Below are 15,507 nucleotides of genomic sequence, written 5' to 3'. Positions count from 1 at the left end.
GCTATCCATACTGAGAAGTCTTCAGGGTTGCCCCGGAGACGGACCCCGGGATTTGGAGCGGATGCGCATGCGGATGGCCGAACTGAGCGCTCAGTCGGGGGTGCCGGTCGCGACCGTCAAGTACTACCTGCGCGAGGGCCTGCTCCCGCCCGGCGAGCGCACCAGCCCGAACCAGGCGCGGTACTCCCCGGCGCACGTCCAGCGGCTGCGGCTGATCAAGGCGCTCACCGACGTCGGCGGCCTGCCGCTGGCCTCGGTCGGCGTCGTGCTGAACGCGATCGACGGCGACGAGACCCCGCACCGGACGATGGGCGTTGTCCAGGAGGAGCTGGCCGGGCCCGCGCCGAAGGTGTCCGCCGAGGCGGCGGAGTGCGCGTCCGGGCTGCTCGAGGACGTCGTCCGGGAGAACGGCTGGAAGTGGCACGAACCGGGGGGCGCGGTGATGGACAACCTCGTCGCCGCGCTGGCCACGGCGAGGGAACTCGGGCAGGACAAGCTGACCGAACGGCTCGGCGAGTACGCCCGGCTGGCATCGCGCGTCGCGGAAGTCGACGTCGGCGTGGTGGCCGGCCTGACGTCGGTGGACAAGATCATCGAAGCGGGCGTGGTCGCCACCGTGCTCGGCGACCGGATCTTCGCCGGGCTGCGCCACCTCGCCCAGGAGCAGGTGTCCCGCGAGGTTCTCGGCGGCGCTAGTCCGAAACGCTGAGGGTGCGGGCGACGGGGTCGAAGACGTCCTGGCGGCCCGAGTTCTCCTGCTCGACCGGCACGGTGACCGACAGGAGCCACAGGCTCGTGCCCGCCTGGACCAGGTTCATGAACGTCACGCGGGTGCCGCCGCCGCCGGTTTCGGGCAGCGTGGCGCCCTCGGCCAGGCGGTAGGTCAGCGTCGAGCCCTTGCCGTCCGGCAGCGGCGACGGCCCGAAGAGCTGGAACGCGTTGCCCTGGTAGGTCTGCTTCAGCCACGCGATGTACTCGCCGACGTCGGGGAACTGGGCGAAGTACTTCGCGAGCCGCTCCACCCGCAGCGACCGGCGCCCGTCGGGCGAGATGTACTGGACGGCCGTGCTGGCCCCGAACTTCGTGGTGTGCGGGGCGACGAACTTCTGCCACCCCTGCGGCACGGCGAGCCCGAACTGTCCGCCGTTGCCGGTCGCGTAGCTCGCGTCGCCGGACTGTTGCACCAGCGACGGCGCCGGCACGTCGGTCGGGCCGTTCGACGTGTTGCGCGGGGCGGCGGCCGGCGGCAGCAGCGACTGGCCGCCGACCGTCCTGGCCAGCGCGAACCCGCCGCCGGCGGCGAGCAGGAAGAGCAGGATCGCCACCGCGACAAGCACCGCGGTGGCCGTGCCGCTGCGGCGGCTCACCCGCGGCGGCGGCACGAACACCGTCGGCGGGTCCGTGGCCGGCGCCGGGGCGGCGGGGGCCGGCGGGCGCAGGAACGGCAGCGGGCCGGGGTCGGTGGCGAGCTCGCTGCTCGACCCCTCGGCCTTCTTCTCCGCCTTGGTCTTGTCGGGCAGGACAGTCTTGATCACCTGCGTGTCGGTCGCGTCCGGCTGCGCGGACGTCTTCTTCCCGTCCGGGGTGTGGAACAGCTCGGGCCCGAACAGGTCGAGCGGCGTCTTCGTCTGCAGCGGGTACAGCCGGTGCCGGACGTCCCGCAGCGTGATCCGGCGGCCGGGCTCCTTCGTCATCAGCGCGCTGATGACGTCGGCGAGCGGGCCGGCCTTCGGCTTCGGCACCTTCCCGTTGACGACCTTGCCGACCGTCTCCAGCGGGTCGCCGTCGGCGTCGTACGGCGGCGCGCCCTCGACGGCGGCGAACAGCGTCGCGCCGAGGCCCCACAGGTCCGCGGCCGGCGTGACCGGGCCGCCGGAGGCCACCTCCGGAGCGATGTAGGCGGGGGAGCCGAGCATGATCCCGGTGCGGGTCATGGTCGCCTCGGAGACGTTGCGGGCGATGCCGAAGTCGGTCAGCTTGATCCGGCCGTCGCTGGCCACCAGGACGTTGCCCGGCTTGACGTCACGGTGGGTGATGCCGGCGGCGTGCGCGGCCTCCAGCGCGGACGCCACGGCGATGCCGACCGCGGCGGCCTGCCCGACGGTCAGCGGCCCGTGGTCGCGCAGGATGTGCGCCAGGCTGCGCGAGGGCAGCAGCTCCATCACCACGAACGGCTGGTCGTCCTCGCGGGCGACGTCGTGCAGGATGATCACGTTGGGGTGGGAGAGGACGGCGATGGCGCGGGCCTCGCGCAGCGTGCGCTCCCGCAGCTCGTCCGCCTGCGACGCCGGGATGCCCGGGGGCACCTTCATCTCCTTGACGGCCACCTGCCGGTGCAGGAACTCGTCGTAGGCCGACCAGACGGTGCCCATCGACCCGGAGCCGAGCACCGAACGCAGCCGGTAGCGACCGGCGACCACTCGTGTCTCTTCGCTGGAGGGGGGCACCCGCCAATTGTGGCGTACGGGACCGACAGTCTCTGCAGGCTGGCCCCTAACCTGGCCGCGGCCCGCCCCCTAGCGCGACCAGACTCACAGGTCGGAGCCGGCGAGTGCCTCTACCATCACAGGTTATGACTGATGTGGCCGGTCCGGAGTCAGTGCCGATCTCCGAGCTCGACCTCGCGGCCGAGTTCCCCCAGGCGACGCGCGGACAGTGGCAGGAGCTGGTCGCGGGCGTGCTGCGCAAGAGCGGGAAGCTGCCGGAGGACTTCGCGGGCGCCCCGGAGAGCAAGCTCGTCACCCGAACCTACGACGGGATCGAGATCCAGCCGCTGTACACGGCCGAGGACGTCCCCGGTGACATCGGCTTCCCCGGGCTGCCGCCGTACGTGCGCGGTGCCCGGCCGGACGGCCGGGTCGGCACCGGCTGGGACGTCCGGGCCCGGTTCACCGGCGACGACGCCCGCGCGGTCAACAAGGCGATCCTCGCCGACCTCGAAGGCGGCGTGACGTCGATCTGGCTGTCGGTGCCGCCCGCGTCGCTGGGCGACGCGCTGAACGAGGTGTACCTCGACCTGGCGCCCGTGGTCCTCGACGCCGGTGACCAGTACGAGACCGCTGCTTCGGAACTGCTGGCGCTGTTCGCCGAGCGCGAGATCCCGGCGAGCGAAGCCACCGCCGTGCTGGGCGCCGACCCGATCGGGCTGGCGGCCCGCGCCGGCTCCGCCGTGGCGCTCGAACCGGCCGCCGCGCTCGCCGCGCGTGTCGCCGGGAAGTACCCGAAAGTGCGGACGATCGTCGCCGACGGCCTGCCGTTCCACGAAGCAGGCGGGTCGGACGCGCAGGAGCTGGGCGCGCTCGTCGCCGCCGGCGTCACGTACCTGCGTTCGTTGACGGACGCGGGGCTCGACGTCGAGGCGGCGGCCGGCCAGCTGGAGTTCCGGCTCGCCGCGACCGCCGACCAGTTCTCCACCATCGCGAAGCTGCGCGCGGCCCGGCGCCTGTGGGCGCGCGTCGCCGAGGTCTGCGGGTTCACCTCGCCGATGCGCCAGCACGCCGTGACGTCGCCGGCCATGCTGACCAGGCGCGATCCGTGGGTGAACATGCTGCGCACGACCGTCGCCTGCTTCGGCGCGGGCGTCGGCGGCGCGGACGCGGTCACCGTGCTGCCGTTCGACGCGGCGATCGGCCGTCCCGATGCGTTCTCCGCGCGGATCGCCCGCAACACCCACGCCGTGCTGCTGGAGGAGTCCAAGCTGGCCGGCGTGGCCGACCCGGCGGGCGGCTCCTGGTACGTCGAGAAGCTCACCGACGACCTCGCGCACGCCGCCTGGGCCGAGTTCACCGCCATCGAGGGCGCGGGTGGCCTGGTCGCCGAGCTCGCGTCCGGCGCACTGGCCGGGCGGCTGGCTTCGACGTGGGAGAAGCGGTCCCAGCGGATCGCGACCCGGCGTGACCCGCTCACCGGCGTCAGCGAGTTCCCGAACCTGGCCGAAAAGCCGGTGGTCCGGGCACCACTTGAGTCCCCTGTGGACGGTGGGTTGCCGCGCCACCGGTACGCCGAAGGCTTCGAGGCGCTTCGCGATGCATCGGACGCGTACCTCGCTGAGCACGGCTCGCGGCCGAAGATCTTCCTCGCGACGCTCGGCCCGGTCGCCGCGCACACCGCCCGCGCCGGCTTCGCCGCCAACCTGTTCCAGGCCGGCGGGATCGAAGCCGTCAACCCGGGCGCGACCGACGACCTGCCCGGAGCGTTCCGCGCGTCCGGCGCTCGCATCGCCTGCATCTGCGGCACCGACGACGCCTACGCGGCGCAGGCGGCCGACGTCGCCGCGTCGCTGGGCGCCGAGTACGTCCTACTGGCGGGGAAGGGCTCCTACGACGGCGTGGACGCCAACGTCTTCGCCGGTTGCGACGCCCTGGAAGTCCTCAACGGCCTGCACGCCAAGCTGGGAGTTGCGCGATGACCATCCCGAACTTCGCCGGGCTCGACCTCGGCACGCCGTCGCCGGGCGACCGCGACGCGTGGGCGCGCGCGGTGGAGGACGCCACCGGCAAGGGCCCGGACGCCCTGGCCTGGGAGACGCCCGAGGGCATCGGCGTCAAGCCCGTCTACACGGCCGCCGACCTGTCCGATGTGGACTTCCTGAGCACGTACCCCGGCATCGCGCCCTTCCTGCGCGGGCCGTACCCGACGATGTACGTCAACCAGCCGTGGACCATCCGCCAGTACGCCGGGTTCTCCACCGCCGAGGAGTCCAACGCCTTCTACCGGCGCAACCTCGCCGCCGGACAGAAGGGCCTCTCGGTCGCCTTCGACCTGGCCACCCACCGCGGCTACGACTCCGACCACCCGCGCGTGTCGGGTGACGTCGGCATGGCGGGTGTCGCGATCGACTCGATCTACGACATGCGCCAGCTCTTCGACGGCATCCCGCTGGACAAGATGTCGGTGTCCATGACGATGAACGGCGCCGTGCTGCCCGTGCTCGCTCTGTACGTGGTCGCGGCCGAGGAGCAGGGGGTGAAGCCGGAGCAGCTCGCGGGGACCATCCAGAACGACATCCTCAAGGAGTTCATGGTCCGCAACACCTACATCTACCCGCCGCAGCCGTCGATGCGGATCATCTCCGACATCTTCTCCTTCACTTCGCAGCACATGCCGAAGTACAACTCGATCTCCATCTCCGGCTACCACATGCAGGAAGCCGGCGCGACGGCCGACCTGGAGCTGGCCTACACCCTCGCCGACGGCGTCGAGTACATCCGCTCGGGTGTCGACGCGGGGCTCAGCGTCGACAAGTTCGCGCCGCGGCTGTCGTTCTTCTGGGCGATCGGCATGAACTTCTTCATGGAGGTCGCGAAGCTGCGCGCGGCGCGCCTGCTGTGGGCGAAGCTCGTGAAGGGCTTCAACCCTTCGTCCTCGAAGTCGCTGTCGCTGCGTACGCACTCCCAGACGTCGGGCTGGTCGCTGACCGCCCAGGACGTCTACAACAACGTCGTCCGGACCTGCGTCGAGGCGATGGCCGCGACCCAGGGGCACACGCAGTCGCTGCACACGAACGCCCTCGACGAGGCCCTCGCGCTGCCGACGGACTTCTCCGCGCGGATCGCCCGCAACACGCAGCTGCTGCTGCAGCAGGAGTCCGGCACCACGCGCGTGATCGACCCGTGGGGCGGCAGCGCCTTCGTGGAGAAGCTGACCTACGACCTCGCACGCAAGGCGTGGGGCCACATCAGCGAGGTCGAGCAGGCCGGCGGCATGGCCAAGGCGATCGACGCGGGCATCCCCAAGCTGCGCATCGAGGAGGCCGCCGCGCGCACCCAGGCGCGGATCGACTCCGGCCGCCAGCCCGTCATCGGCGTGAACAAGTACCAGGTCACCGACGACGAAGACATCGATGTCCTGAAGGTCGACAACGCCGGCGTCCGCGCCCAGCAGCTGGAGAAGCTGCGGCGGCTGCGGTCCGAACGCGACTCGTCGGCGACGGAAGACGCGCTGCGGCGGCTCACCGAAGGCGCCGGCAACGGCGGCAACCTCCTGGAACTGGCCATCGACGCGGCCCGCGCGAAGGCGACCGTCGGCGAGATCTCCGACGCGCTCGAGAAGATCTGGGGCCGGCACTCCGGCCAGATCCGGACCATCTCGGGGGTGTACCGCGAGGAGGTGGGGAAGACGCAGAACGTCGAGAAGGCCCGTCAGCTGGTCGAAGAGTTCGCCGCGGAGGAGGGACGCCGTCCCCGGATCCTCGTCGCGAAGATGGGCCAGGACGGCCACGACCGCGGCCAGAAGGTGATCGCCACCGGCTTCGCCGACCTCGGCTTCGACGTCGACGTCGGCCCGCTGTTCTCCACCCCGGCCGAGGTGGCGCGGCAGGCGATCGAGGCGGACGTGCACGTCGTCGGCGTCTCGTCGCTGGCCGCCGGGCACCTCTCGCTGGTGCCCGCGCTGCGCCACGAGCTCGCCGAGCTGGGCCGCGAGGACATCATGGTCGTCGTCGGCGGCGTCATCCCGCCGCAGGACTACCCGGCGCTGCGCGAGGCCGGGGCGGCGGCGATCTTCGGGCCCGGCACGGTGCTCGCGGACGCGGCCATCGACCTGCTCGGCCAGCTGTCGGCGCAGGAGTCCTGACCCTTGCCGCGCAAGATCGACGTCACCGCCTACGCCAAGGGGGTCCTGGCGGGCGACCGCGGGACGCTGTCGAAGGCGATCACGCTGGTCGAGTCGCAGCGGGAAGACCACCGGGCGCTGGCGCAGGAACTGCTGGTCGAACTGCTGCCCGCGGCCGGCGGCGCCCGGCGCGTCGGCATCACCGGCGTCCCCGGTGTCGGCAAGTCGACATTCATCGACCAGCTGGGCACGGACCTGACCGCGGCCGGCCATCGCGTCGCCGTGCTGGCGGTGGACCCGTCGTCGACGCGGACCGGCGGCTCGATCCTCGGCGACAAGACCCGGATGGCCCGGCTCGCGGTGGACCCGCGGGCGTTCATCCGGCCGTCGCCGACGTCCGGGACGCTGGGCGGGGTCGCGCGCGCCACCCGCGAGACGATCGTGCTGATGGAGGCGGCCGGCTACGACGTCGTGCTGGTCGAGACGGTCGGCGTCGGGCAGTCCGAGGTGACCGTGGCGAACATGGTCGACTGCTTCCTGTTCCTGACCCTCGCCCGCACCGGTGACCAGCTCCAGGGCATCAAGAAGGGCGTGCTGGAGCTCGCCGACGTCATCGCCGTCAACAAGGCCGACGGCGACCACGAGCGGGACGCCAAGCGGGCGGCGCGGGAGCTGGCGGGCGCGCTGCGGATGATCTACGGGCCCGAAGCGTCGTGGACGCCACCGGTGCTGACCTGCAGCGGCCTGCACAACCTGCGGCTCGACGAGGTCTGGGGCGCGATCGAGCAGCACCGCGACACGCTCACGGCGTCCGGGGAGCTCGACGCCCGCCGGCGGCAGCAGCAGGTCGACTGGACGTGGGCGATGGTGCGCGAGCAGCTGCTCGGTCGGCTGGCGGTGCATCCGGACGTGCGAACGGTCGTTCCGGACGTCGAACGGGCGGTGCGGGACGGTGAACTGACGGCTACCCTCGGTGCACAGCGGATCCTCGACGCGTTCGGTGGCTGACGTGCGGGCGGTCCGTGGGCAGAATGCCTGGTCGTGGCGAAAGGATGACATGGCGAAACTGCGGGGTCTGGTCCTGGTCGGGCTGCTGGGCGCGGTGCTGTTCACCGCGTCGCCGGCACAGGCGCTGGCCGGGCCGGTGCGGCCGGCCGGCGTCTCGGTGACCGTTTCGCACGCGTCCGTCGCGCTGGTCCCGGTGCAGACCCAGCCGCCCGGCCCGGTGCTCGACCCGGCCCAGACGGACAAGGCGAACACCGAAAAGACCAGGAACAAGCTGATCGCGGCGCTGATCGCGGTGGTCCTGCTCGGCATCGTGATCTGGGGGCGCAAGATCCGTTCGAAGCGGGCCAAGGGGTCCTGAGGTTTTCGGCTTTGCCGAAGTGGTGCACGCCGTTCAACGCAGATCCGGTACCGGCCGTCTAGGACGGCCGTTTTCGAGGCGCGGCTTGCCGCCTGCATGGTGCACGATCGTCTGCAAATGCGTACGACAGATCGATCGGCACGACGCGTGACCCCAGCCGCTGCGCGGGTTACCCGTGTTGCGGGAGGAGGTGCGGCGTGACGGTGTTGGATTCACGGCCGGACGTTCCAGGCGACCCCCAAGGGCGCATCATCAACCCCATGGAGGGGTCCGAAGCGCTGATTTCCGACGCCGGCGTAAGCATGGCTCCCGTGGAGGACCTTGGTGCGGGCCGCGGCCCGTTCTGGCTCGACGACTGGCTCCGGGCCAACGCGACCGATGTGCTGGCCTGGCGCCGGCACATCCACGCGCACCCCGAGCTGTCCCGGCACGAATTCGCGACCACGGAACTGGTCGTCACGCTGCTGCGGACGGTCGGGCTCAAGCCGTGGGTGCTGCCGGGCGGCACCGGCGTGGTGTGCGACATCGGCCGCGGCGAGCGGTGCGTGGCGCTGCGCGCGGACATGGACGCGCTGCCGCTGACGGAGGCGACCGGCCTGCCGTACGCGTCGACGACCGAGGGCGCGGCGCACATGTGCGGCCACGACGCCCACACGGCGATCCTGCTGGGTGCGGCCCGCGCGCTGGCCGGCGCACCGGAGCTGCCGGGCCGGGTCCGCCTGATCTTCCAGCCGGCCGAGGAGGTCATGCCCGGCGGCGCGCTGGACATGATCGCGGCGGGCGCGCTGGACGGCGTCGAGCGCATCTACGGCCTGCACGTCGACCCGCGCCTCGAGGTGGGCTCGGTCGGCATGCGCGTCGGCGCGCTGACGTCGGCGGCGGACCTGATCGAGCTGCGCCTGACGTCCCCGGGCGGCCACACGTCCCGCCCGCACCTGACGGCGGACCTGGTCCACGCGCTGGGCACGGTGATCACCTCGCTGCCCGCGGTGCTCTCCCGCCGCGTCGACCCGCGGTCCGGCACGGTCCTGGTGTGGGGAGCGGTCCACGCGGGCCAGGCGGCCAACGCCGTCCCCCAGGACGGCGTCCTGCGCGGCACGCTGCGCACGGCGGACCACGAGGTCTGGACGGCCCTGGAGCCGCTGGTGGCGGCCTCGGTGGAGTCGTTGCTGGCTCCCACCGGCGTCGGCTTCCACCTGGACTACCGCCGGGGCGTCCCGCCGGTGGTCTCGGACCCGGAGTCGACGGCCCTGATGCGCGCCGGCGTCGAGGCAGCATTGGGCGAGGGCGCGGTGGCTGCGACAGAGCAGTCCTCGGGCGGCGAGGACTTCGGCTGGTACCTGGAGCACGTCCAGGGAGCCTTCGCCCGCCTGGGCGTCTGGCCCGGCCCGCCCGCCCCCCAATCGGACATCCACCGCCCGACGTTCGTCCTCGACGAGCGTTCCCTCCTCTGCGGAGTCCGCACCCTGGTCCACACAGCCCTAACCTCCCTCGCCTAACTCGTGTCGACCCCCCAATCACGCGTGTCGACCCTCTGATCACGCGTGTCGACCACTCCATCACGGAGCGGGTTGTACACAAGTTATCCACAGGCAGGTAGTTGTCCACAGATCGAGGATGAGGCCCTTCCGGTCGGCCCGAAAAGGGTCTCATCCTCGATCTTGTGACCGACTGGGCAAGGCGACATGGAGTGCTTTCGCGCGGCGAAGCTGACCGGATCTTGGGTCGGCGCAAAGTCCTCGAAGGCCTCGAACGAGGGCTGCTCTCGCAGCCGTGGAGAGGTGTCGTCGTGCACGCCACGGATCTGCTGAAGTTACCGACGAGGGCGGCAGCCGCTCTGCTTGCCGTCGGACCGCCCGTTGCCTTGGCCGGCGTCACTTCTCTTGCGCTGCATGGCATTTCCGCAGCAGACGAGCGAGAAATCCACGTGATGGTTCCTTACTCGCGGCGCATCCGATCGCGCGCCGGCTTGGTCGTGCACCAAGGCGGCTTCTGCGACGAAGACGTGGTCGAAATCGATGGGCTGCCGATGTTCGTGCTCGACCGGGCGCTGGCCGATTTCCTCTGCGATGGCGACAAGCGAGGTGCCTTCTCCGCGGTTGACGAGGCAATGCGAGGACTGCCGGCGGATCACCTCGGGAAGCTCCGCGAGCACGTTCGTGCCCGGCTCACCGACCGCCGTGACCGGCGAGGTATCCACAGGGCGTTGATGCTCCTCGACCTCGCCACGGGCAAGGCGGAGTCCCCTCCCGAGAGCGTGCTCCGGTTGATCGTCGTCGAAGCCGGGTTTCCGGTGCCTGAGCCGCAGCACCAGATCACCACCATCGACGGCCGGAAGCTCTACGTGTTCGACATGGCGTGGCCGAGCAGGCAGATCGCGCTCGAGTACGACGGATACGCCGCTCACGAGGAACGACGTGAGTACGACCTCGAACGCGACGAGCGGATGGCCGCCCGTGGCTGGATCACTATCCGCGCTGAAGCAGCGGACCTCCGCGATCCCAGCCGCCTGCTGAGCGAGTTGCGGGGCGCCTTCAGCCGACGATCCGGCCGGGTTGCGTGATCAGAGAGTCGACACGCGTGATTGAAGGGTCGACACGCGTGATCAGGAGGTCGACACGGGTTAGCCGGTTATGCCGGAGCAGGGGCGGGTTCTGAGGTCGTCGACGTAGTCGGCCGGGGCGCCGGCCGCCTCGGCGGCGTCGGCCAGGACGCCCAGGTAGCGGGCTGACGGGAGGCCGCCCTCGTAGGCGTCCAGGACGTACAACCAGGCCAGGACCGAGCCGTCCATCGTCTGGACCCGGAGGCGGATCTTCGAGTGGATGCCCAGCTCGCCGCCTTCCCAGCGGTCCAGCCCGGTCTCGTCCAGTGGCGTCACGTCGTAGAGGACGACGAAGACGCGGGAGCCCGGGTCTTCGACGATCGTGGCCAGGGCACCTTCCCAGCCGAGGTCCTCGCCGCCGAAGGTCAGGCGCCACCCCTCCAGCCAGCCGCTGCCGGCCATCGGAGAGTGCGGCGCGCGCTCCAGCATCTGGGCGGGCTCCATGTTCGATCCGTACGCGGCATACAACGGCACGCCGACAGCGTAGCGATACCTCCCTCACCCGAGTGGACGCACTCGCCGTGTTCGCCCACTTCAGTGTTCGGACACCTTCGCCGCGTACGGTGAGAGCACCGCACGAACAGCCATGAGGAGGACCCAGGTGACCAGGATCGTGATCATGGGCGGGGGCCCGGCCGGCTACGAAGCCGCGCTGGTCGCGGCTCAGCACGGAGCCGACGTCACGATCGTCGAACGGGACGGCCTCGGCGGCGCCTGCGTCCTCTACGACTGCGTCCCCTCGAAGACGTTCATCGCCAGCTCCGGGGCGCTGGCCAAGATGCACGACCTCAGCGAGCTCGGCATCAACACCGACATGGCCGACACCAGCATCGACCTCCCGACCGTCCACGGCCGGGTGAAGGGCCTCGCGCTCGCCCAGTCCGCCGACATCCGCGCCCGCGTCCAGCGCGAAGGCGTCCGCGTCATCGCCGGCGAGGCGCGCTTCTGCGACGAAGAGCCCGGCCTCGCGACGCACAAGGTCGCCGTCACGACGAAGGACGGCACCGAGAAGCTGCCCGCCGACGTCGTCCTCATCGCCACCGGCGCCACCCCGCGCGTGCTGCCCGGCGCGGTGCCCGACGGTGAGCGCATCCTCGACTGGCGCCAGCTCTACGAGCTCCAGGAGCTCCCGGAGCACCTCGCCGTGATCGGCTCGGGTGTCACCGGAGCCGAGTTCGCCTCCGCCTACACCGAGATGGGCGTCAAGGTCACCGTCGTCTCCAGCCGCGACCGCGTGCTGCCGCACGAGGACGCCGACGCCGCCGCGGTGCTCGAAGAGGTCTTCTCGCAGCGCGGCACGACCGTCGCGAAGCAGGCGCGCGCCGACCGCGTCGAGCGCACCGAAAAGGGCGTCGAGATCCACCTCGCCGACGGCCGCGTGATCGAAGCCAGCCACGCGCTGATGACCGTCGGGTCGGTCCCGAACACCAAGGACATCGGCCTCGACAAGGTCGGCATCGAGCCCGGCCCCGGCGGGTTCATCACCGTCGACCGCGTTTCGCGCACCTCCGTTCCCGGGATCTACGCCGCCGGCGACTGCACCGGCGTGCTCATGCTCGCCTCGGTGGCGAGCATGCAGGGCCGCATCGCGATGTGGCACGCGCTGGGCGAGGGCGTCGCGCCGATCAAGCTCAAGACCGTCGCCGCCAACGTGTTCACCCACCCGGAGATCGCCACCGTCGGCATCAGCCAGCAGGCGATCGACTCCGGCGAGGTGCCCGCGCGCACCATCATGCTGCCCCTGGCCACCAACGCGCGCGCGAAGATGGAGGGCCTCCGCCGAGGCTTCGTGAAGCTGTTCTGCCGCCCCGCCACCGGCGTGGTCGTCGGTGGAGTCGTCGTGGCGCCGCAGGCGAGCGAGCTCATCCTTCCCATCGCGCTCGCCGTCCAGAACCAGCTCACAGTGGACCACCTGGCACTGACATTTTCGGTTTACCCGTCGCTCTCGGGCTCGATCACCGAGGCCGGGCGCCAGCTCATGCGGCACGACGATCTCGACTGATCCCGTAGGCAACCCGTCGCGCCCCGTCGCGTCTTGTCGGGTGTAAGTCTGAAGGACGCGAAGGGTGTGAAGGTGCGCAAGACGGTGTTTTTCGTTGCGGCAGCGGTAATCGGGGCGACGACGCTGGCGGGACCGGCGATGGCGCAGAACACCAGCACCGCGGCCGCGCCGAGTCCTGCCGCCGGCATGGTCCAGCTCAACGTCAACACCGCGATCAACCAGACGCTGGCGGGCAAGTACGTCCGCGACGCGCCGAACGTCGCACTGGCGAAGTGCGACGGCCCGTCGCCGAAGTTCGCGTCGCCGGTGCTGACCTTCGCCAACTACACCCCCGGCCCCTTCATGGGCGTCGACGCGAACATCAGCGCCGACGTCGCGCTGAAGCCCGACACCGCGGCGGGGACGTACCCGCTGACCGTGACGTGCGGAAGCCAGACGTACAGCGCGCAGTTCACGGTGCCCGCCGCGCAGGTCGCGAAGGTGCCGTCGGGTGCCGCGAAAGCGGGCGACGGCAGCATGGCCGGCTGAATCGGGAAACGTCGAAACCACCTCGGAGCCACGCTCCGGGGTGGTTTTTTCATGAGTTCACCACGCCGGTTTTCGCGACGATTCCGTGACCTTCGGGCGCAACCCCACGCAGGTGGAGACGTCTTTGGGAGCGTAGGTGAACGGGCAAGGCCGAGGCAGGGGGAACTGCGGACGGCGTCCGTCACCCGTTTCCGAGTGCGGAATCCACAGGGGAGAAAAGAATGAAGAACACCGTTGTCGTCGCGGGCGTTGCCGCCGCTTTCGCGATCCTCGCGCCGAGCGCGGCCCTCGCGGCCACGCCCACCACGACGCCGTCGACGCCGGCCACGCCGTCAGCTACGCCCACCACGCAGCCGGAGTACCCGGACGGCCCGCTGACCCGGATCACCCGGCTGCTGACCGTGGCCCCGGCCAAGGCGCTGCCGGGCGCGCACGTGAAGCTCGACTTCGCCTGCCAGACCCGCGGCCCGGAGGAGAAGGTGAGCGTGCGGTCGGCGGCGCTCGTCTTCCCCGCGCCCGGCAACTTCGCCGCCGCCGAGGTCCAGGACGTCAAGCCCGGCAAGTACCCCGTCACGCTGCACTGCGGCCCGGAGACCTACACCGCGCGCTTCGAGGTCCTGCCGGCCAAGAAACAGGTCACGAAGGTGCCGGCGGGCGCGCCGCAGACCGGTGGGACCGACGGCCCCGCTGACGGCTCCGGCGGTCCGCTCGCGGCCGCGGCCGCCATGGGCGTGCTCGCCGTCGGGGGCGGCGGCCTGGTGCTCGCTCGCCGGGCCTGGCGCCGTTGACCAGGGGACTGTCCGCGGAGGTACCGTCGGGGCGCAACCGAACGGTCCACCCGGACGTGTGAACTTCCAGGCGCCGGTCACGGGGGAGAACATGACGACGAGGATCACGAACAGACGGGGTGTGCTGATCACCCTCGTCATCGCGTTGCTGGCGGCCCTGGCGGTGCTGGCCCTGACGCTCGGCGGCGGCCCGGAGCCGTCGTCGGCGCAGCCGCCGCCCGCCCAGCCGGTCGCGGCGGTGCCGCAGCCCCGCAGCGACAACCGGGACGCCGTCGCGGCACTGCCGAAGTCCGAGCCCGTTTCGATCGACATCCCGAAGATCGGCGCCCGCTCGTCGCTGGTCCCGCTCGGGCTCAACCCGGACAACACCGTCCAGGTGCCGCCGGTGACCACGCCGCTGCAGGCGGGCTGGTACACCTACGCGCCGACGCCGGGTGAGACCGGCCCGGCCGTCGTCCTCGGGCACGTCGACGGCAACCACCAGAAGGGCATCTTCTTCCGGCTCAAGGAACTCGCCGCCGGAGACCGCGTCTCGATCGCCCGCAAGGACGGCACCACGGCGGTCTTCGAAGTGACGAAGGTGCACCAGGTCCCGAAGAAGGACTTCGAGGCCGAAGGGGTGTACGACGACACGGCCGGTCCCGAGCTGCGGCTGATCACCTGCGGCGGCGTCTTCGACCGGAGCGCGCACAACTACGTCGACAACATCGTCGTCTACGCCCGGCTGGTCCAGGCCTGATTTTCGGTTTTTGTCGGTGCCCGGTGCCAGACTGTGGCGGTCGTCACCGGCCGGTGGCGCGGACGAGGGTTGGGAGTCGACATGGTGTTCCGGGAAGAAAGATGGCCCGACGGCACACCCAGCTGGGTGGACCTGATGGTGCCCGACCAGGCGAAGGCGGTGGCCTTCTACAGCGGCCTGCTCGGCTGGGACGTGCAGCGGGGCGGTGAAGAGACCGGCTTCTACGGCATGGCGGAGCTGCGGGGGCGCCCGGTCGCCGGGATCGGCCAGACGCCACCGGGCCAGGACATCCCGGCCGTCTGGACGACCTACCTCGCGGTATCCGATGTGGACCGGACCGTCACGGCGATCACCGAGGCCGGCGGGCAGGTCGTCATGCCGGTGATGGAGGTGATGAAGGAGGGCCGGATGGCCGTCGTCGCCGATCCGGCGGGCGCGGTCTTCGGCCTCTGGGAGGCCGGCCACCACCTCGGCACGCAGGTCACCTCGGCCCTGGGCACCCCGGCCTGGAACGAGTGCATGAGCCGCGACTACGCGGCGGCGAAGCCGTTCTACGAGGAGGTCTTCGGCTACGGCTTCCAGGACATTTCGAGCGACCAATTCACGTACGCGGTGCTGCTCATCGACGGGCGGCCGGTCGGCGGGCTCGGTGCCCTGCCCGAATCGGTGCCGGCCGAGGTGCCGTCGCACTGGCTGACCTACTTCTGGGTGCCGGACGCTGAAGCGGCCGCGGCCAAGGTCGTCGAGCTCGGCGGCACGGTGCAGGGAAAGCCGTTCGACTCGCCGTACGGGCGGCAGGTGCGGGTCACCGATGACCAGGGCGTGCCGTTCCTGGTCATCGCGCCCAACGAGCAGTCCGGCGAGCCGGAGGGCTGGGAAGTGTGAGCGAGCGGGCCGGAGACGCCTTTCGGGCGCCCCCGGCCCTCGCCG

Annotated in this window: 14 protein-coding genes; 12 read left to right on the top strand and 2 right to left on the bottom strand. The window is 71.1% G+C overall.

The genetic code is table 11. From position 1 onward, the window contains the following. Nucleotides 1–67 precede the first annotated feature (67 nt). On the top strand, nucleotides 68–709 hold the full coding sequence (locus AB0M93_RS32855; RefSeq protein ID WP_364280693.1) for a MerR family transcriptional regulator: 642 nt from the start codon (nucleotides 68–70) through the stop codon (nucleotides 707–709). On the opposite strand, the gene AB0M93_RS32850 is transcribed toward AB0M93_RS32855, so the two are convergent. After that, nucleotides 693–2,420: a serine/threonine-protein kinase gene (locus AB0M93_RS32850; protein ID WP_364281045.1), complete on the bottom strand. Its 1,728-nt coding sequence runs from the start codon at nucleotides 2,418–2,420 to the stop codon at nucleotides 693–695. The two genes, AB0M93_RS32855 and AB0M93_RS32850, sit on opposite strands and share 17 nt — an antisense overlap. Nucleotides 2,421–2,572: 152 nt before the next feature. Between AB0M93_RS32850 and AB0M93_RS32845 the strand changes: the two genes are divergently transcribed. From AB0M93_RS32845 to AB0M93_RS32820, 6 genes are all read left to right on the top strand, one after another. Further along, a complete protein-coding gene (locus tag AB0M93_RS32845; RefSeq protein ID WP_364280691.1) occupies nucleotides 2,573–4,408 on the top strand; it encodes a methylmalonyl-CoA mutase family protein in 1,836 nt (611 codons plus the stop codon). Continuing rightward, entirely contained in the window at nucleotides 4,405–6,573 is a 2,169-nt protein-coding gene (gene scpA / locus AB0M93_RS32840; protein ID WP_364280688.1) for a methylmalonyl-CoA mutase, read from the top strand. The genes AB0M93_RS32845 and scpA overlap by 4 nt, the downstream gene beginning before the upstream one ends. 3 nt (nucleotides 6,574–6,576) lie before the next feature. Continuing rightward, complete coding sequence (gene meaB, locus AB0M93_RS32835) at nucleotides 6,577–7,560, top strand: methylmalonyl Co-A mutase-associated GTPase MeaB (RefSeq protein WP_364280685.1); 984 nt, start codon at nucleotides 6,577–6,579, stop codon at nucleotides 7,558–7,560. Nucleotides 7,561–7,609: 49 nt separating this feature from the next. Continuing rightward, nucleotides 7,610–7,918 (top strand): hypothetical protein, encoded by a 309-nt coding sequence (locus tag AB0M93_RS32830; protein ID WP_364280682.1) that lies wholly within the window; start codon nucleotides 7,610–7,612, stop codon nucleotides 7,916–7,918. Between the two features lie 197 nt (nucleotides 7,919–8,115). Further along, nucleotides 8,116–9,417 (top strand): amidohydrolase, encoded by a 1,302-nt coding sequence (locus AB0M93_RS32825; protein ID WP_364280679.1) that lies wholly within the window; start codon nucleotides 8,116–8,118, stop codon nucleotides 9,415–9,417. A gap of 221 nt (nucleotides 9,418–9,638) precedes the next feature. Continuing rightward, nucleotides 9,639–10,481: a DUF559 domain-containing protein gene (locus tag AB0M93_RS32820; protein WP_364281042.1), complete on the top strand. Its 843-nt coding sequence runs from the start codon at nucleotides 9,639–9,641 to the stop codon at nucleotides 10,479–10,481. Between the two features lie 60 nt (nucleotides 10,482–10,541). Here the strand turns inward: AB0M93_RS32820 and AB0M93_RS32815 are convergent, their stop codons facing one another. Further along, nucleotides 10,542–10,994: a gamma-glutamylcyclotransferase gene (locus AB0M93_RS32815; RefSeq protein ID WP_285988293.1), complete on the bottom strand. Its 453-nt coding sequence runs from the start codon at nucleotides 10,992–10,994 to the stop codon at nucleotides 10,542–10,544. A gap of 127 nt (nucleotides 10,995–11,121) precedes the next feature. Between AB0M93_RS32815 and AB0M93_RS32810 the strand changes: the two genes are divergently transcribed. The 5 genes from AB0M93_RS32810 to AB0M93_RS32790 all read left to right on the top strand — a co-directional run bounded on the left by AB0M93_RS32810 (nucleotide 11,122) and on the right by AB0M93_RS32790 (nucleotide 15,462). After that, nucleotides 11,122–12,522, top strand: coding sequence for an NAD(P)H-quinone dehydrogenase (locus AB0M93_RS32810; protein ID WP_364280676.1), 1,401 nt, complete (start codon nucleotides 11,122–11,124; stop codon nucleotides 12,520–12,522). Nucleotides 12,523–12,594: 72 nt separating this feature from the next. Beyond that, a complete protein-coding gene (locus tag AB0M93_RS32805) occupies nucleotides 12,595–13,050 on the top strand; it encodes a hypothetical protein (RefSeq protein ID WP_364280673.1) in 456 nt (151 codons plus the stop codon). 221 nt (nucleotides 13,051–13,271) lie between these two features. After that, nucleotides 13,272–13,838, top strand: coding sequence for a hypothetical protein (locus AB0M93_RS32800; protein ID WP_364280670.1), 567 nt, complete (start codon nucleotides 13,272–13,274; stop codon nucleotides 13,836–13,838). A 91-nt stretch (nucleotides 13,839–13,929) separates the two neighbouring features. Further along, on the top strand, nucleotides 13,930–14,577 hold the full coding sequence (locus AB0M93_RS32795; RefSeq protein WP_364280668.1) for a class F sortase: 648 nt from the start codon (nucleotides 13,930–13,932) through the stop codon (nucleotides 14,575–14,577). An 81-nt stretch (nucleotides 14,578–14,658) separates the two neighbouring features. After that, a complete protein-coding gene (locus AB0M93_RS32790; protein ID WP_364280665.1) occupies nucleotides 14,659–15,462 on the top strand; it encodes a VOC family protein in 804 nt (267 codons plus the stop codon). The last annotated feature ends 45 nt before the right edge of the window (nucleotides 15,463–15,507 follow it).

This window comes from Amycolatopsis sp. NPDC051102, from assembly GCF_040682815.1.
Lineage (GTDB): Bacteria > Actinomycetota > Actinomycetes > Mycobacteriales > Pseudonocardiaceae > Amycolatopsis.
This window is presented reverse-complemented; position numbering and strand designations above follow the sequence as displayed.